Source organism: uncultured Methanobrevibacter sp., from assembly GCF_902769175.1.
Lineage (GTDB): Archaea > Methanobacteriota > Methanobacteria > Methanobacteriales > Methanobacteriaceae > Methanobrevibacter.
Genome location: NZ_CACXNW010000021.1, coordinates 21,179 through 39,730 on the forward strand (window position 1 = coordinate 21,179; position 18,552 = coordinate 39,730).

Sequence of the window (18,552 nt, forward strand, 5' to 3'; positions counted from 1 at the left end):
TGGAAACTAAAATTATAAAATGATGTGATATAATGAATGTTAAGAAAATAGCAATTTTTTTAATATTACTATGTTATCTCATGGGGGCTGCAAGTGCAACAGATGATGTATCAATTGATGCAACCGATGCCCCTGTTGACGATGCTGTAATTATAGATGCAGTAATTGGTGATACAGAAGATTCTGTTGACACTATCTCCTATGATATAGCAGCAGAAGAGATAAATGGGGAAATTCAGACTGATGAAATAAGTGCAGAGTCTACAGATGTGGATTCTGAACAAAATAGGGCAGTTAGAACAACTGTTGATAATTGGGATGACTTAAGAGATTCATGTCAAAATTCTACGGATATGATTATTACATTAAATGGTACTGAATATAAAGCAAATAGCCAAATCAATTTTACAAACAGTGCTACTATTATAGGTACTAGCAATAGTTATATAACAGATGGCACTTATCATGCAGTTCCTTTTTTAAATACAAATTCTACTTTAACAATTACTTTCAAAAATGTCAAATTTAGAAATATGAATGTAAAAAATCTTCTTCAATTAGATGGTACTAATGTATTGGAAAATTGTAGTTTTTATAATATTATAGCAGGCACTGGGCATAATGCAGTAGTTTATAATACTCAAGGCACTATGAATATGACTGGTTGTAATATTATTGATTCTTCTGCAGGTTATGGTGTGGTAAGTAATTATATGTCTAGCATTGTCACTGGAGTTGTCATGAATGTTAACAACTGTAAATTTATTAATAATTATGCTGGAACTGAACCGGGTGCAATAAATAACTGTGGAATTTTATTTGTAAATAATTCCGAGTTTACTAATAATTCTGCAGCTATGTGGGCTGGAGCAATCCACACTCACACTAATGCTCAAACTTATATTTATAATTCTTATTTCACTGGAAATATGGCAGGTTGGAATGGTGGAGCATTATACACTTACAGCCTATTGGAAGTACATAATTCTACTTTTAAAGAAAATAAATGTCACACTAGTGCCGGTGGTGGAGCAATAGGATGTTCTAATTATGGTTCTACATATAATGTAACCATTTGTAATTGTACTTTTATTAATAATGAAAACTTATGTAGAAATACCAATGAAACTCCTTCAACTGGAACTGGAGGTTCAATTGCTGCAATGAATGATGGAATATTAAGAGTCGGGGGTTCCATATTTGTTCAAAATGTAGCCGGATTTGGTCAAGCAATAGCTGCATATAGCCAAGGTTATATCAGTCCAGAAGGAAATATCAGTGCAGGAATACCTAAAGTGATAGTTTGTAACAATAACTTCACTAATCATACATTAACTAGTTCCAACACAGTAGAACTTAATGGAAATTACACTTTTGAAAATAACACATTCAATAATTGCTATCAAACTAATTTAGGTACAAATAATGTATTCAATAATCTTATTTATACAAATAATAAATTGGTTCCTGAAATTTTAAACGCCAATGGTTTAAAAAATAGTTTAACTTTAAGCTCTATTGGAGATGACCAGATAATCATTTTTGTAAATGCCAGCAAAGATAGTGGTAGAGATGGTAGTAGTTGGGATGAAGCTTTTGGTGGAGAATGGGCTATTAATCATGCATGTGCTAAAATTTCAAAGAAATTAATGGATAGTGGAATTATTTATGTAGCTGATGGAATCTATGGAATTGATCCAACAGTAAATATCAATTATCCACTCAGCATAACTTTTATCGGTCAAGGCAAAAACACAATTTTCAATAATCTCACTACTCCCATATACGCAGCCGGAGCACCTGAAAAGGCATTTACTTTTATAAATTTAACTATTGCTGGATCATATAATGATTTTGGTAGAAGTTCCAATTTTATTAATTGTACTTTTTTAAGTGATATAAATATGGAAAAAGCAATTCAAGACATTTTAGATAAAGGAACGATAACCCAAGTACAAATTGATGAAATGGGGGATGCTATAACTCATTTTATGAGTTTTGATAACTGTGAATTTAAAAATATAAACTCTGAAAATTCTATAATAACTCTTTACAGGTATGTTCAAACTAAATTCACTAATTGTACTTTTGAAGACATAACTGCCGATTCTCTTATTGGTAAAAATGGAGACTTTATTGATCAAGATGGTATTTATTTATATGATTGTAAATTCACCAACTGCAACATTAAAGGTGTTGTAGACATTCCCGGCAATGTTGAAATTTTAGATTTCTGCGCTATTGAAGACTGTGATTATGACTTTGATGTCACCACTGCTATCGATACAGTAGGTGATTGTGCTCACAATTACCTAAATGCCACCAAGCTTAATGTTGTTGCTGTTGACTCTGTTGTTGACATTAGCTCCAGCGAAAAGGGAACTGTTGTAGTCACCTTGACTGACAAGGACTTCAATGCCATTGCTGGTGCTACTTTCAAGTACACAATAAACGGCGAGGAAGAGAAAACCGCTGTCACTGGCGATGACGGAAAATACGCAATCACCGGATTGACTGGAGAATTCACCGTTGCAGTCAACTATGAAGGAAACGAATCATACAATCATGTAAGTGGTATCAAGTCATTCAACTTCACTGACGAGCCTGCACCTTCCAATGACGCCAACGGCTCCAATAGTACTCCTGTTCCTCCTGCCAAGGTCGCAACCAAGCTCACTGCAAGCAAAGTCACTGCAACCTACAATGTAGCCAAAAAATTGGTCATACTCCTTAAGGACAAGAACGGAAAGGCATTGGCAAATAAGAAAGTGACTGTAAAAGTGGGCACAATTAGCAAGACCTTGACAACAAACAAGAACGGTCAAGTGAGTCTCAATGTCGCAACCCTTGTTCCTAAGTCATACACTGCAACCGTCAAGTTTGCAGGGGATAGCAGCTACTCCGCTTCAACCGTAAAGCCTAAAATTGTTGTCAACAAGGGAAAAGTGAAATTGGCTGCTAAGGCAAAGACCTTCAAGGTCAAGGCTAAAGTCAAGAAGTACACTGCAACACTTAAGGATAACAAGGGCAAAGTGATGAATAACACCAAATTGACCCTTAAGATAGACAAGAAGACCTACACTGCAAAGACCAACAAGAAAGGAGTCGCAACCTTCAAGGTCAAATTGACCAAGAAAGGCAAGAACACAGCTACATTGAAATTTGCAGGAAACAAGTACTTCAAGGCGTTAAGCAAAAAAGTGAAAATAACCGTTAAGAAATAAGGGAGAAACATTTTTTCTCCTTTTTCATATTTTTTTAAGGAGGTGCAAATTGATTCAAGCATGAGATTTTCAATTTCTTGATTTAAGGAGGGGAATTTATTTCTTAATCCAATCACCTGTTTCTGTTTGGATTAATAAATAAATTTCTTGATTTGAGAAGTTTATTTAAAATGCAAAAATATTTTATTTAGTTTCAAAGTCAAAAAACCTTGTTTAAATTCAAAGAAATTTTTAGTTTGGTAGTTATGGAATAGGGGAGGGAACCATAGGATTTTTTCTTCTATTTTGTAATTACTAAAAATGGGATTTTGATTTCAGGCAAATGAAATATTGCTTTTAATCAGTTTATATATAAATAGTTAAAAAATTTTTATAAAAATTTATTGAAATTCAGCAAAAAAATGGTGGACTGAAAATGAAAAAGTTTGATAAAATTATTCTATTGTCCTTGATGGCTTTAACATTGGTTTTATTGTCTGCTGTTTCTGCAGCTGATATCAGCGACAATGACATGTCAGCTGCATTCAGCGATGATGATGGAAGCTTGTCTGATGTGAAAGTGAGTGGCGTTGAGGACGATTGCATTTTGTGTTCTGACCATTCTTCTGAATGTGATGATGCTGAAGTTGAAATTGAACCTAAGGAATCTGAAGCCAATGTTAAGAGTCCCTTGAGAAGTTCTGGTGATGATCCTGTTGTCAGTGTAGGTGATTCTGATGGGGCTTTGAATGAGTCAGTTCATTATGTTAGCTCTGAAAATTTCACATCATATTTCGTTGATGGCATGTTGAAGGATGATTTTGAGGGTTCCGTCTTGGTGTTTAATGGTGAGTTTGCCGATATGGGCATCATAGATGTCAAGTTCCCAAATGTGACTGTCATTGGAAACAATTCACTGTTGAGGAACACAGTGTTCTGTCTCGAATCTAGCAATGTCATGCTCACTGGTCTTAACTTTGTCCTGGACCAAGAGTTTGGCGATAATGACAATTCAGGGATTCTGGTGCTTGGCGACAATTGCACAATCTACAATTGCACCATGAATTATGTTGTTCCTGAAGCAAAGACAGGATTTTGCGTCTATGCAGAAGGCAATAAGATACAGAACTTCACTTTGGCAAACAACATATTTAACTTTGTAGGCAACAACCGGCATGGTGGCTGGGATTATGGTATATTTCTTGATGGTGTTGACAATGCCGTAGTCTATGGCAATAACATTAAATGTTCATTGCCTTTGCGTTCCGTAAACTGGCAAGCTGAGATCTTCGGTGGTGTCAGCATGGATGCTGTCGGCGCTTTTGTAGCCCAATCATCCAATAACCTAACATTGTCCAACAATAACATTTCCACATATGTCAGTGGAGGGGGCCTTAGTTACCCTACTTTGGATAGTGTAATTCTTTATGGATGCAATAATGCGACTGTCGAGAAGAATCGCATTTACTGCGAGGACTTTGACAGCAAGGACGGCAAGGACAACTACCTTCAGGGAATTGATGTGTATTTTGCCAATGATGTGACAATATTGAGAAATAAGATCGATATCATTACCACTGGAGGTCGTGCAGGGATGGGAACCGCTTATCCTATTCAGATAAACGGTCCTTCATATAATGTGAAGATTGCTTACAACAATCTAACCACATTCAATTTCGGTTCAAATATTGGTATCTATTCCCAGAATTACTATGGTGCTACAAAGATTGACATAATCAGTAATTTCATCAATGTGACTGGTCTTGCAAGCACTCACTATTGGGATCTTGTTACAGGAATTGAGGTGCAGGACTCGGATGACCTGATCTTGAACAATACAATCATTGTAAACAATATTGGAAGCTATGCAGACAATAACAATATTTACGGCATCAGTTATTCCCAAAATACCAAGGGCAATCACACCTATAACATTCAGTACAATAATGTGACAACCAACGGTCGCTATGCCGTTTCATTGTCAGGTACTAGTTCCTTGGTAATCAATTCCATTATTGCAAATAATGTCTTAAACACTGACAAATCTAGCGGCAATCGTGCGGTCCGTGTTGGTCAAGGGAGTAATAACACTATCCGTAATAACACTGATGGAGTGTTTAGGAATGCTATGAGTGATGATGAATTGCCTGACTGGCTAAGGAATCACACAAGTGTTGTCCCTAGCATTTTAGTTCCTAGGTATTATCGTGAAGGCTCCAATGGTACGGGTATGGCTGACAATGTAGGCAACGGCACAGCTCCTTGGAACACTAATGGCAGTTCCGGAGGAATAAATCATGGCAACAGCAATCATAGAAGCGGAGTTTCCGGAAATGGAACCAACCCGAATAGTGGCAGTGCTTTAGGATTCTATAAGGACACTGCCCATAATGTTGGTGGAGATGCCTCTCATAGCATTAGCGCTGCAAGTGCTGGTGAAAGTGGAAGTTTTGCAGCTGACCCTAACGCTTATGAGATAAACGAACAGAATAATCTAGCTTCAAAGGCTGTCAATTATCTTCAGATAGGGCTTATTTGTGTTGTTGCTTCGTTGTTGTTATGCATTGGTTACAAGCGCCAAAAGGACAAAGAGGAAGAAGAATAAGAATAAAAAAAAATTTAAAGTTTTTTATAAAAAAAGATGAAGCGTTCAATTGTAGGTTTTGGAAATATTTTCCGGATCTATGGTTATTGTTTCTTCTTTTATTTTTTTTATTTTTTAAAAAGGAACATAGTTTATTGATTTTAAAATCAAAGAATGAAAAAGTGTTTTGATTTTAAAATTAATAGATTATTTGATTTATTAATTGTAGATAATAAAATTTTAAAATTAATATTTATGCTGTTAATTTAATTATTTTAATTATCCGATTAATTAAAAATTAATTCCAGTAATTAACTTATAATTTAAATTAGCATAATTTCAAGTAAATTGATGTAAATTTTCAAGCTAAAAATGATAGTTTTAGGAGAGTAGTGTTTTTATGGCTGGTAGCAACATTCTGGCCTCAACATTGAATCTGGTGAGCCAAAGCTTGCAGATTCCTGTGATAATATTCCTATTGATCTTTGCAATAGGGGCAATAATTCTATTGGGCGGACTGATAAGGGAATACAGGCACAGGAAGACAGTATCCAATGTGAAAATGAAAACTTTAATAAACAGCATTTCAAATGCGAAGAGTCAAGAGGAAATATTGAATATTGTAGAAGGTTCAGAGCTTCCGACCTCAATGAAGAATGACCTAAAGGAAATAACAGACAGCAACCTAGATTTGGAATCAAGAATAGCATTGGCAAAGAAACTAGTCAATAGCAGAGAAAAGAAACTCGAGAAAAGGCTGTCTTACACTGACATCATAACCCGTATCGGTCCTACATTGGGTCTTATGGGCACATTGATTCCTATGGGTCCGGGTCTTGCAGAACTTGGAACAGGAGACATAGTCACACTGTCCAAAGCTATCATAGTCGCATTAGACACAACCGTTGTAGGTATCGGTTCAGGTACCATTACATATGTTATAAGAAAGATAAGAAGAAGATGGTACAACGAGTACATTGCAAACATTGACGTGTTGACTGATGTGATCTTGACTAGAATCAAAAAGGTCTAAGGTGATTTTTATGGTTAAGCTTAATCAAAAGACTGCATTCGAGGAGGATGAGGAAGATCCAATGGCAGGCGTTACCAACCTTGTGGATGCAATGCTTGTTATCGCAGTGGGCTTGCTTATCTTTCTAGTTATTTCATGGAACATGCAGGCAATCGTCTTCAACTATGATATCACCCCAGAACAGAAACAGGATGCTATCAATGCAAGGAAACATGTGACAGAGATAGACCGAGGACAGTAACTAAATAAAATTCCTGATGTCAGTTCAAGTTCCTGTGAGGGATACAGTGAACTTGGTAAAGTCTACAAGGATTCTAAGACGGGCAAACTTATCATGATTGAAAATTGAAGATAATTTTTTGAGTTAAGTATAAAAATAGTTTAACTCGAAATTATTGAATTTTTTTTGTATTAAAATCACTATTATTCTATTTTGAATTAGTTACTATTTTACTAGCTGCTTTTTTTCTTCATTTTTTCATTATCTTTCTCACTTATCTCTCTAATTACTTTATTCCATTTATTGGGACTGAAAAATTTTATATGCTTATTTTAATTTTATTAGATTTCTTTATAAGTAAAAATCAATATAATGATTTTAAGTCTAAACTTTGTATTCTGGTCCTTAATTTTTCTTTTAATTCTAAAAATACAAAAGTATTCTTAGTTATATAAAAAAATAGGGTCCGATTATCAATAAATTTAAATACTATTCATTATAAATATATTATTGGTAATAAAAATGAATCATAGATTAAATTTAGATATTCGAGACCCTAATTCTATTTTGTTGAATGAAATATTTAAAATTATGGATTCTAGAAAAACTTATGAATATTAGCACCTTATGGTTTTAAAAACTTAATCTTTGGATTAGATATTAAATTCATATTAAATGAACTTAATTCCAAAAAAGAACTCCTCAGATACTTTAATATTTGTCTATGTAATCTTCAGGATGAGTTATTTTTGTAAATTTGCATTTTTTATTTGAGCAGGAGTATGTTTGCTTATATATGGTGATATTTTTGTTTAAATTGAATATTTAGGTTCCGTTATTGTTTAGATGAACTCCACATTCTGGACAGCCCGAAATATCTTCATCAAAGTATATGAATCTATATGAATTGTTTAGAATTTCGTTCATTGCATAAATAAAGTCAATTTAATTTAATGTAAACTCAATTAAATTGATTTTAACTATTGATTATCATATTATTTTTAAAATTAGTGGCAATCAATAAGTTCAACTCTAAATAAAAAAATTGAAAAGTTATATTAAAATTAAGATTTATCGGTTAAATTTTTTACAGTCCCAATAAAAATTAAAATTTATGAAAAATAGCAAAAAAATAAAAAAAGAATAAAATGAAATTAAGAAAAATAGAGTAAAAAAAGAAACATGATAAAAAATTAATAAAAAATTTTGTAAAAAAATAGTTTAATAAAAAATAGAAAAAGTAAAAATAGAAGATTACTTTTCCATCATATCCTTAATATCTTCACGATAGTATAAACCAATAACAAGTATTATCAGAAGAACCAATCCTCCAACACCAACAACCCTAAATGTTTCCTCATCAACAGACAAGGTCTTTACAGATGCACTTTCAAGAACATTGGAACTTGGGCTTGCTGTAGAACCTGATGAAGAAGGACTTGCTGATGCACTTGCACTGCCAGAACTTCCAGACATCAAACCATTGGAATTAACTGAATAGGAACCTGATGAAACACCAGAATCACCAGAACCGGTACCTGAATGATAGGATGAACCAGATTCATTTTGATAATTGTTTTGGCTTGGATTATTATCCCAATTTGAGCCACTTTCAGAATCATCACTTGAACTGTTATTGGAATCAGCTTCCATTATGGCATTCAATAGCTCATTATAGAACTGTTCATAATAATTCATTTGGTCAGCATCTATTTGATTGAATTGGCCCCAATCATTAAATCCTCTATTGTCCTCACCAATATCCAAGGAAGAAGATCCTCCATTTCCGGCTCCATTAGAACCAACATCTATAAATGCTACAGAATCTATGAAATTAAGAGTATATGAACGGCCATTAATAGTTAAAGTAGCTGAAAAATTAGGCAATCCTGAAACAGCACGGCCAAATCTGTCAACAACTGAGAAATAATATTTTCCTCCGCTTTGGCGAGAGACAATATTGAGACCATATTTCATCCCAACCCTATAACATCTATTCTTTGCAAAGTTCTCTCCAATGCTGACAGCTTGATCACCTTGATTCTTAAGGTCCAAACCTCCATTGTATGAGAAGTAATTCTTTTCCAATGTGAAATTGTTCTTTACAGACATAAAGTCATAATCAAAGAGGACTCCATTTCTGCCATTACCTGTTACAATATTCTTATTGAAGGTAAAGCCATCAATCCATCCAGCTATTTTGACACCATCACCATTATCGGAAATGGTATTGTTCAAGACGCTTACATTATTGATGGAATTAGGGAAATAAATGCCAGTATACCATTGCCTAATGACATTTCCCTTAATCAATACATTAGCTGCATTCCTATCGAAGTATATTCCAGTGCCATCATTACGCTTGTCACTACCAATAATCCTGTTGTCAGTTATGCTGATTCCCTTTTTGCTGCTTATATCCTTCAAGTGAATTCCAATGTTATTTCCATTTTTTGGAGTGATGTTGTTTTTGGAAATGACTATTCCTCCAGACTTGGAAATATCCATTGCAATGTTAAAGCTTGAAAAGAGATTGCCTTTTATAATGGAATCATAAACCTCATCAAAAACTATGGCAGTCCTTTTTGTAGATATTTTGTTTGCAGAAATTCCAATTTTTGAAACTCCCCTTGCATCTACAAAGGAACCTGGAGTGTCAACAGTGAATCCACTTATATTGGTTCCAGACCCTCCTTCCAATATAGCAAATACAGGAATGTTAAATAGATTCTTTATTTTGGTACCAGATTTACTTATAATGTTTAAAGGCTTAGAAATCTTTAAATAGATATTCTCATAGGAGGAACCTGTAAACCTAATAGTGCTTCCAGCTACTGCATCATCGATAAGCTTTTGAACATATGCATTGATAGAACCCTTATAGTATTTTGCATCTTTTATCACAATAGTCTGCGGACTTGTCAATAAGGAGCTTGAACTTGAGATTACACCATTTTTGATTATAATCGGATCGTTAGTTGAACTTAAGACATTTTTGGATTTACCATTTGAATTTCCAGACACATCAGAAATCACTGCAATGGAATCATCTACATCAACCATTTTAGAATTGACATTAATTGAATCATCTGAACCAGCACTGTTAGAATCATCCTTAACTGAATCATCAATCAAAACATCAGAAGAATTGATGAAAACATCATCTAAACTGGAAATTTCCACATCCTGGAAATCTGATGAACCATCAACAGAGGAATCTGATAAATCATTTTCCCCAGCTGCAACTGCAGATCCAATACTTGTGAAGAATATTAATAAGATTAAAATCATTAATATTCTCTTTCTAATACATTTCACCTCCTATAAAAAAACATAGAAATATGAATATGATTTAAAATTTAACTGTCTGATACTGAATTATCATTCATATCACTTAAAATTAAGAGAAATAATTCCATTAATTCTATCAATATAAATGATTAATTTTAAAAATAAGCAAAATATTAAATAATTGGATTAATTTAATGAAAAATTAAACCTATTTATAATAAATTACATAATTTAAATAATTTTTAATCATATATTTCTATCGAAATATAATTTATTGTAGATTGTAATATATAATTAAAAATATAAATAACTTTCTAAAATCGATTAATTAGAACTTTTTTGAAAATATTTTTTATCGAATGTATATTATTTACACAATCATTAAAAAAAATATATAAATTATTACTGTTTCATTAAAAAAATTAGAAAAAGTATTAAAAATTTATAGAAAGAATATCAATAGGCAATAAGATTTAAATTGAAATTATTCAATATTAAATAATGAAAATGAGTTTGAAAAATTAAAATGTAAAAAAAACTAAAATAAATACTGTTTTAATAAAATAACTTATTTTACAATTGATAAAAATTAAAAAAATAAAAAATATTAATAAAAAAATAAACGATAAACTATTTATTTGCAGAATTTTTTTAAAAAAAAGCAAATAAAAAATTTTGAATTTTGTGTTTAAAAATTGAAGAAAAAGAATATTAGTGCATTATTTTTTAATTAAAAGAAAATGAGGAAAAACAATGAATAAAAAGGTGATTTTATCTCTCCTTTTAGTATTGATCGTTGCTGTATCTGTTTCCGCAGTATCTGCAGCAGATGATGTTGCTGATGATGCAGTAGATGAAGTTGTTGCAGTGGAAGAACCTGCAGCTACAAATGATGTTGTATTAGCAGATGGTGAAGAAAAAACCGGTGCAGACATACAAACTTTAATCGATAATGCTGAAGATGGAGGAGAAGTGGATTTAGGTGAAAACCTAGTTTATAATGTAGATGACGGACAAACTTTCACTTTAACTAAAAAACTTACAGTAAAAGGTAAAAATGTAACCATTAAGGCAAGCGGTGCTTCCCAAGGGGGATCAGGTGCCCTCTTCACAGCAAATGTAGCTGGAACTAGATTTGATGGAATCCAATTCGTCAACACCGATGGCAAAAAAACATACGGCCAAAAAGTTTCAGGATATGCTATCCAATTAGGAATTGAAAATGGTACTGTAAACAACTGTTACTTCCTCGATTGGGGTAGCGGAGTTTACGGTAGAGGCGCATCATTCTGTACCATTTCAAATTGTTACTTCAACGGTTCTTCTGAAAAAGTAACCAACGGAGGAACAAAAGAATACGGTACCAAAGCGGTTAACCTTATGGGTTCCCACGACATCACTGTTAAAGGATGTACCTTTGAAGGACAAGTTCTTGACGGTATTTCCATTGCAAGTAACTCTGGTAACAACATAATGACTGACAACACTTTCATTGAAAACTGTTACGCTATCTACTTTGGTGGAGCTTCCACCCAAGGATGTATAATTGCAAACAACTCATTCATCAGATGCGGATGGTGTGAAGATGAGGAAGGAGAAATAATCTTTAAGGACTTACCTGTAATCAGTACCCAAAAAGCAGCGAACGGATATGTCATTGCAGACAACGTTATTGAAGCTACTGAAGGATCCATCTTCATGAAAGCAGAATCAGGTAACACTGCACATGGATACCCAAGTGCAATCGGTGATATCAACATTACCGGCAATAGCATTTCTGCAGCTGACGGCGCAAGCCCAGAGTCTATTACTTTCATGTACATCTTAAGTAATTCTGGACCTTTAAGCCCATATGCACCTATCTCAATTACTGGAAACACCATTGAAGCTGGAATCACTCCTGTAACCGTATGGTATGCAGACTGGGATGACGAAAATGGAGTTGTTATTCCTGCAGCAGATAAAGCTCCTACTTCAATCAACATTAAGGAAATCTTAACTGCTGACAAAAAGATCACTATTGAATTGGTAGATGTAAACGGCGACCCACAACCAGGAGCAGAAATCACTTACGCATTCAATGGTGGAGAAACTCAAACTGCTGAAACCTATGCTGACGGTCTTTTAACCATTGATGTAACTGAAGATGGTGTTATTGCTATTGCATTTGCTGGAGATGACAAGCTCGAAGCTACAGAAACCAGCATTGACTTTGAATCAACTGCAACTCCAAAATCAGCAACTCAAATCGTTGCAGAAGACATGAAAACCACTGCAGTATCAGGAGCAGACCCAAAAACAGGAGAATACTTTAAAGTAACCTTAGTTGATGACAAGGGTAATGTTTTAGCTAAAAAACCTGTGCAAATCGGATTTAATGGTGTAGTTTATGACCTTGAAACTGATGAAAAAGGTGTAGCACAACTTCAATAAACCTTGGATACAAAGGTGCATACACATTCGCTATCTGTTTCCTTGGTGACGATGACTACAACGCTAGTTTTACAGTTCATAAAATTACTGTAGATGTTCAAACTCCTAGCTTAACCGTTCCTAACAAATCCTATGCAGCAAGCGCAAAAACCAAAACCTTAACTGCAACTTTCAAAACTGTAAAAGGAACTGCAATTGCTGATAAATGGATTAGTTTCACAGTAAACGGCAAAACCTACAAAGCAAAAACCAATGCTCAAGGTGTTGCAAGCGTAAATGTAAGCTTAACCAAAAAAAGGATCTTACAAATTTACCGCAAAATACACTGGAGACAGTACATACGCAGCAGTAAGCAAAACGGCAACCCTTACAATAAAATAAGTTAAATTATTAGAAAAGTAATATTCCCTATTACTTTTCATCCTATTTTTTTATTAAGATAATAATAGAGCTTCCCCTTATTTTTATACTAAATTTAAAAAGCAAACAGAACATCATTCCACCCAACTATTTCTTCAAAAAAAATAATTTAAATCACCATTATTTTCATACAATTATTAAAAAATAATTTCAACTAAACATGCTCTCCAACTATTTTTTAAATAGACTTAAAACATAAAGAATATACTTTTCAATAATAACTGAAAATTAATTCAGTTCAATAAAAAAAATAACAATAGTTATAAATAAAAAGAAAGATATATTAAATTAAAATTTCAAATAAAGTAATTATATATATAATAATATCTTTACATATTGATAAGAATATTCACTAAAAAATATGCAAAATATTAGGATAATTGCAATAATATTCATATTGAAATACAATATTCATAATTACTAAAATGAGGAAAACTTATGAAAACTAAAGGAATTATATTGATTTCTTTAATTCTTCTCATTCTATTGGCAAGTTTGGGAACTGCTGCAGCAAGCGAAATTAAAGAAATTGATAATGGGGAAAATTCAGCTATGGAAATGGAAGAAAATTTTGCTATCGATACAACTATATCTGAGAATGAGAAAATATCTAATTCAAAAATTGAAGAAAAAATAATTGAAGAGAATATAGAGAATGAAATAATTGTAGATGAGAATTTGGATGAAAATGACAATTATATAGATTCCAAATCCAAATCACCATCAAAATTAGGAGCATCCAATCTCCAATCAACAATAGTTGTAGATGGAAGTGCAACTAACCAAATGAGTAATCCGACCATTCAGAATGCCATTGACAGTGCCCAATCAGGAGATACAATAATAATTACAGGAACATCATATGTTCACTGCCACTTTGTTGTAAACAAGAAGCTTACAATCATTTCAAATGTTGGAACTGCAATGACACCATGCCCTTCAAATACAAGAGGATCTGGAACATTTGGATTATTCTATATTAGTCCTGAAGCAAGCGGAACAGTAATTCAAGGATTTACACTAACAAATACAATTGACGAATATGATGCATACGGAATATTGGTAAGGGGAGCATCAGATGTAAAAATAATCAATTGCACCATCAACACAACCAAATATGCTGATGGAATAAGGCTTGAAGGAGCAGACAATACAGTTATTGACAATTCCATCATTAAAAATTCAACCACAGGCATCAATATTGTCAATTCAACAAATACAGCAATACAAAACTCCATAGTCCAAGACTCAAATACAGGAATAAACATCGTCAATTCCACTAAAACTACCATAACAAACAATAACATTAGAAACAATGGATTATATGGAGTCAATATTGATGAAAACAATCAAAACACTACAATTGATTCAAACAACATTACAGACAACAAAGGATTTGGAATAAGGATAATCTCTGCAAATTATATCTATATTCTAAGCAACTTCATCGCCTACAACCAAAAGGATGGGAGCGGTGCAGGAGTTTATGTTAACTGCAACCTTACAAAAATTGAGATTAAAGGTAATTTCTTTAAGCAGAATGGCCAATACGGAGTGCTAAACGATTACCGTGTAAGAAACATGGATGCAAAAACCGGCGCTGACAAATTAGAGATAAACAATAACAACTACTATTTAGGCCATACTGAAAGGCTTGCATATCATATAGACTACAAAAAGTTCAATGGAGGCGCTTTCATCTATGATAGCGAAAAGGACGAGTACATCTATGTAGGAGATGGAAATGGAAACTATGACGTTGACAAAAGCGTTATCTATTTAGCAGATGGATTTTTTGATGCTGAAACAATATGTGGAGCAACTCTCTATAAGCCACCGAATATCGCTTGGATGGAAGGGGAACACAAATTGCTGATTAGCGAAATCACCCAAGTGAAAAGAGGAACATACCAAATTTCAATCGTTAATAAAAACGGAACAATAGCTACAGACTTCAACTCAATTTATGTAACCTTCTATCTCAATAAAAACAATAAATACAGCGAACCTCAAGAGGGCGATGTCTATCAAAAAGTCTTGATGAAAAATGGTACTGCAACAGTCACATTTAGGGAAAAGGACTATTTGCCAAGTGGAAATGTATTGACTGCTATATTCCCTGGACTTTTTGAAGATTACACTGTTAGAAGCAACCTTTATAAAACCTTTAATATAAGCGATTCAGACATCCCTAAGGAAAGCATTGGAAGCAAGATCACTGTTTCCAATATGAACACATATCCAAACTCTGGAGCATCTTTCCAAGCAATCCTAAAAGACAGCTATGGAATCCCATTAGCAAATAAAACCATTAAATTAAATTTAAATGGAAAGACATACACAAGAACAACAGATGCTAATGGAAAGGTCAAACTGGAAATCAAATCTGCAGTTGAAAAAACATACACCATCACTGTAAGCTTTGATGGTGATAAGGAATATAACAAAAGCAGTGCAAAGGCAAGCATTGTAGTCAAAAGAACCGCTCAAAAGATAATCAGTTCAAATAAGATATTTGCACCAAATAAAGCTTATTACTATAGCATTACCTTAAAGGATGGAAGCAATAAGGTCATTGCAAACAAGAATGTTAAATTCATATTCAACAAAAAGACATATAATGCAAAGACAAACAGCAAAGGAATTGCTAAAATTAAAATCAAGTCATCTGCTGTAAAAACCTTTAAGATCACTATAAAATCAGTTATGACAAACAAGTATAAGGCCATTTCAAAGACAAACAAGATTACAATCAAGGCTTTAGCCCAAAAAATAATAAGCTACAATAAGAGATTTGCTCCAAACAAAGCATATTACTACTGCATCACATTAAAGGACCAAAACAATCAGGTAATTACAAACAAGAAAATAAGCATAAAAATTGGAGCAAAAAAATATGCTAGAAAAACAAACAGGAACGGAATAGCGAAAATCAAGGTTAAATCATCTAAAAAGAAAACCTATAAGGTTACTATAATCTCACCGAAAACCAAACAGTATAATGCTAAATCTAAGGCAAACAAAATAGTTTTCACCAGCTTAAGGCAGAAAATCCTAAGTTCAAATAAGAAATATCTTCCAAAGGCAGGAGCATATTACAGCATTACCTTAAAGGATGAAAATAACCAAGTAATCAAAAACAAAAATGTCAGATTTACAATCAATTCAAAAAATACCCATGTCAAAACAAACAGCAAAGGAATAGCAAAACTAAAAATAGACTTGACAAATGAAAAGGTCTATACCTTGAAAATCTATTCACCTGCAACATACCAATACAGGTCAATTGTGAAAACAAATAAGATTACAATAGCTAAAGGCACACCAAAAATGACAGGATATGATAGGACATATTCAACAAATTCCAATGGAGAATACTCCATTTATCTAAGGGATTATGCTGGAAAGGCATTGAGCAATGGAAAGATGAGCTTTGTAATTGATGGAAAGACATATAGTGCAACAACTGATTCAAAGGGAATTGCAAAATTCAACATAAACATAGCAACTGCTGGAAACTACAGCTTAGTAAGCAAATTCCTTGGAGACATTAAAAACAAGGCAATCAGCAAAGCCAATTCAATCACAATCAAGGAAGGTTCAAACATTAGCTTTGTAGACAAAAGCCTTCCAAACAGTGACATCCAAAAGATACTTGATAGCACTCCTACAGGAAATACTGTTGAATTCCTAGGGGAATCCTATAGCAACATCAATCTAAAGGTGAATAAAAGCTTAAATCTGATTACAAATTGTGGAACCAAGCTAAATGGATTAAGCAAAAGTCCTGTTTTCAGCATCAATGCAGACAATGTTAATGTTTCAAATTTTATAATCACTCCAAACTCTCAAAATGGAGATTCCGATGGAATTGCAATAAGCAAATCCAATAATGTAAACATTGTAAACAATACAATCATCAACAGCTTAGATTCAAGCAAGATAGAAGATTACAATAACGGAAGCACAATCTTGCCTGGAACAGGAATAAAAATCCAAAACAGCGAAAATATCAATCTATATGGAAACGTCATCAATTCATTTGAAAGCGGAATATACAATGATTATTCCAGCAATATTTCAATGAGGGAAAATGAAATCAGATTAAACAACTATGGAATCAAATATGGATTCGGAAGCAATAATACTGAAATCATTAACAACACCATTATTGACAATATCGGATGGTATACTGAAGATGTTCCAGAAGGTCCAAGAGGATATGGATTATATCTCAATAGCTCTGCTGTAAACATTACAATCAGCCAAAACAACATCAGCAATAACTATATTGGAATCTCTGTTGATTCAAACAACAGTACTGGAATCGTGATTACAGGCAATCTGATTACAGACAATTCACTTGAAGGAATAAGATTCAATGCAGGTTATGATTTAGCTGAAAATTGTGTTGAGCCAATCGTTACAAGCAATGCAATTTACAGAAATGCAGAAGGACCAAGCATGATGATTCTTAGTGAAATGAGTGCAAACCCATTTGGAATCTACGGTCCAGGAGAATGGGACGATGATTTGAAATTAAAGATTGGCCCTAACTGGTATGGTGTAAACCATCTAAGAACCTGGGATAATGATACTGGAGTTGTTGGGGTAGGAACAATGTGTCCAAGGATTAAAACTACTGAAATCAAGTTTGATGCAATTGAATCTGAGACTCCTGGAACTTATATCATTAATTTCAAAAAGGATGGATCATTAGACACAAATCTTCCAATCTTTGATATGTATGCTACTTTAAATAATGGAACAGATAAACAGACAGAAGTTCATTTCTCTGTGATTAATGGAACTGGAAGCTTCAGTTTTGAAAAGGAAGACTATTATGACTCCAACAACAAAATTGAAATATCTGTAGGATCCTTAATTAATATAGTTGACAGGCGTTACTCTGTTATCTACACTTATGAAGTTCCAGATGGAGAAATACCTGTTTAGATAAGATTTTAGCTAAAATTAAATTAAAAAGAAACAGAATATATGTTTAGATAAAATTTTCAGTTAAAAATTAATTAAAATAAAAAATATTCTTTATTTTTTATTTTTTCTTTTTTTATCAATTTTAGAAGATATTAATGATTAAATCCGTTTTTTCAATTTTTAGAATAATTATATTGATTAATTGCTTTTTTTATAGTTTTAAAATAAATATATTATTAAATCCTTTTTTTCAATTTTTAGAATAATTATATTGATTAATTGCTTTTTTTATAGTTTTAAAGAAATAATTAATTAGTTATCATTTTATAGTTTTAAAATAATATTTTATCTTAATATCTTATTTTTAAAAAAAAATAATTTGATTTAAATTATAAATGAATTGTAAAAAAAGCACTAAAAACAATTAAAA

6 protein-coding genes and 2 pseudogenes are annotated in these 18,552 nt (G+C 32.9%); 7 read left to right on the top strand and 1 reads right to left on the bottom strand.

The window, feature by feature from the left end; genetic code table 11:
- Positions 1-80: 80 nt before the first annotated feature.
- The 5 genes and pseudogenes from QZV12_RS08395 to QZV12_RS08415 form a co-directional block, all read left to right on the top strand.
- Positions 81-3,224 (top strand): hypothetical protein, encoded by a 3,144-nt coding sequence (locus tag QZV12_RS08395; protein ID WP_295620188.1) that lies wholly within the window; start codon positions 81-83, stop codon positions 3,222-3,224.
- Positions 3,225-3,639: 415 nt separating this feature from the next.
- The gene (locus tag QZV12_RS08400) at positions 3,640-5,808 is read left to right on the top strand and encodes a hypothetical protein (RefSeq protein WP_295620191.1); all 2,169 of its coding nucleotides are present in this window, start codon (positions 3,640-3,642) and stop codon (positions 5,806-5,808) included.
- A gap of 379 nt (positions 5,809-6,187) precedes the next feature.
- Positions 6,188-6,820, top strand: coding sequence for a MotA/TolQ/ExbB proton channel family protein (locus QZV12_RS08405; RefSeq protein ID WP_295620194.1), 633 nt, complete (start codon positions 6,188-6,190; stop codon positions 6,818-6,820).
- A gap of 10 nt (positions 6,821-6,830) precedes the next feature.
- A pseudogene (locus QZV12_RS08410) lies at positions 6,831-7,169 on the top strand (DUF2149 domain-containing protein).
- A 393-nt stretch (positions 7,170-7,562) separates the two neighbouring features.
- Positions 7,563-7,759: pseudogene (locus QZV12_RS08415) on the top strand (IS5/IS1182 family transposase); the annotation flags it as partial.
- 535 nt (positions 7,760-8,294) lie between these two features.
- Here QZV12_RS08415 and QZV12_RS08420 read toward each other — a convergent pair.
- Complete coding sequence (locus QZV12_RS08420; RefSeq protein WP_295620197.1) at positions 8,295-10,331, bottom strand: NosD domain-containing protein; 2,037 nt, start codon at positions 10,329-10,331, stop codon at positions 8,295-8,297.
- Between the two features lie 753 nt (positions 10,332-11,084).
- Between QZV12_RS08420 and QZV12_RS08425 the strand changes: the two genes are divergently transcribed.
- Both QZV12_RS08425 and QZV12_RS08430 read left to right on the top strand, forming a co-directional pair.
- Positions 11,085-12,764 (top strand): right-handed parallel beta-helix repeat-containing protein, encoded by a 1,680-nt coding sequence (locus QZV12_RS08425; protein WP_295620201.1) that lies wholly within the window; start codon positions 11,085-11,087, stop codon positions 12,762-12,764.
- Positions 12,765-13,622: 858 nt separating this feature from the next.
- Positions 13,623-18,140: a right-handed parallel beta-helix repeat-containing protein gene (locus QZV12_RS08430; protein ID WP_295620204.1), complete on the top strand. Its 4,518-nt coding sequence runs from the start codon at positions 13,623-13,625 to the stop codon at positions 18,138-18,140.
- Positions 18,141-18,552: the final 412 nt, after the last annotated feature.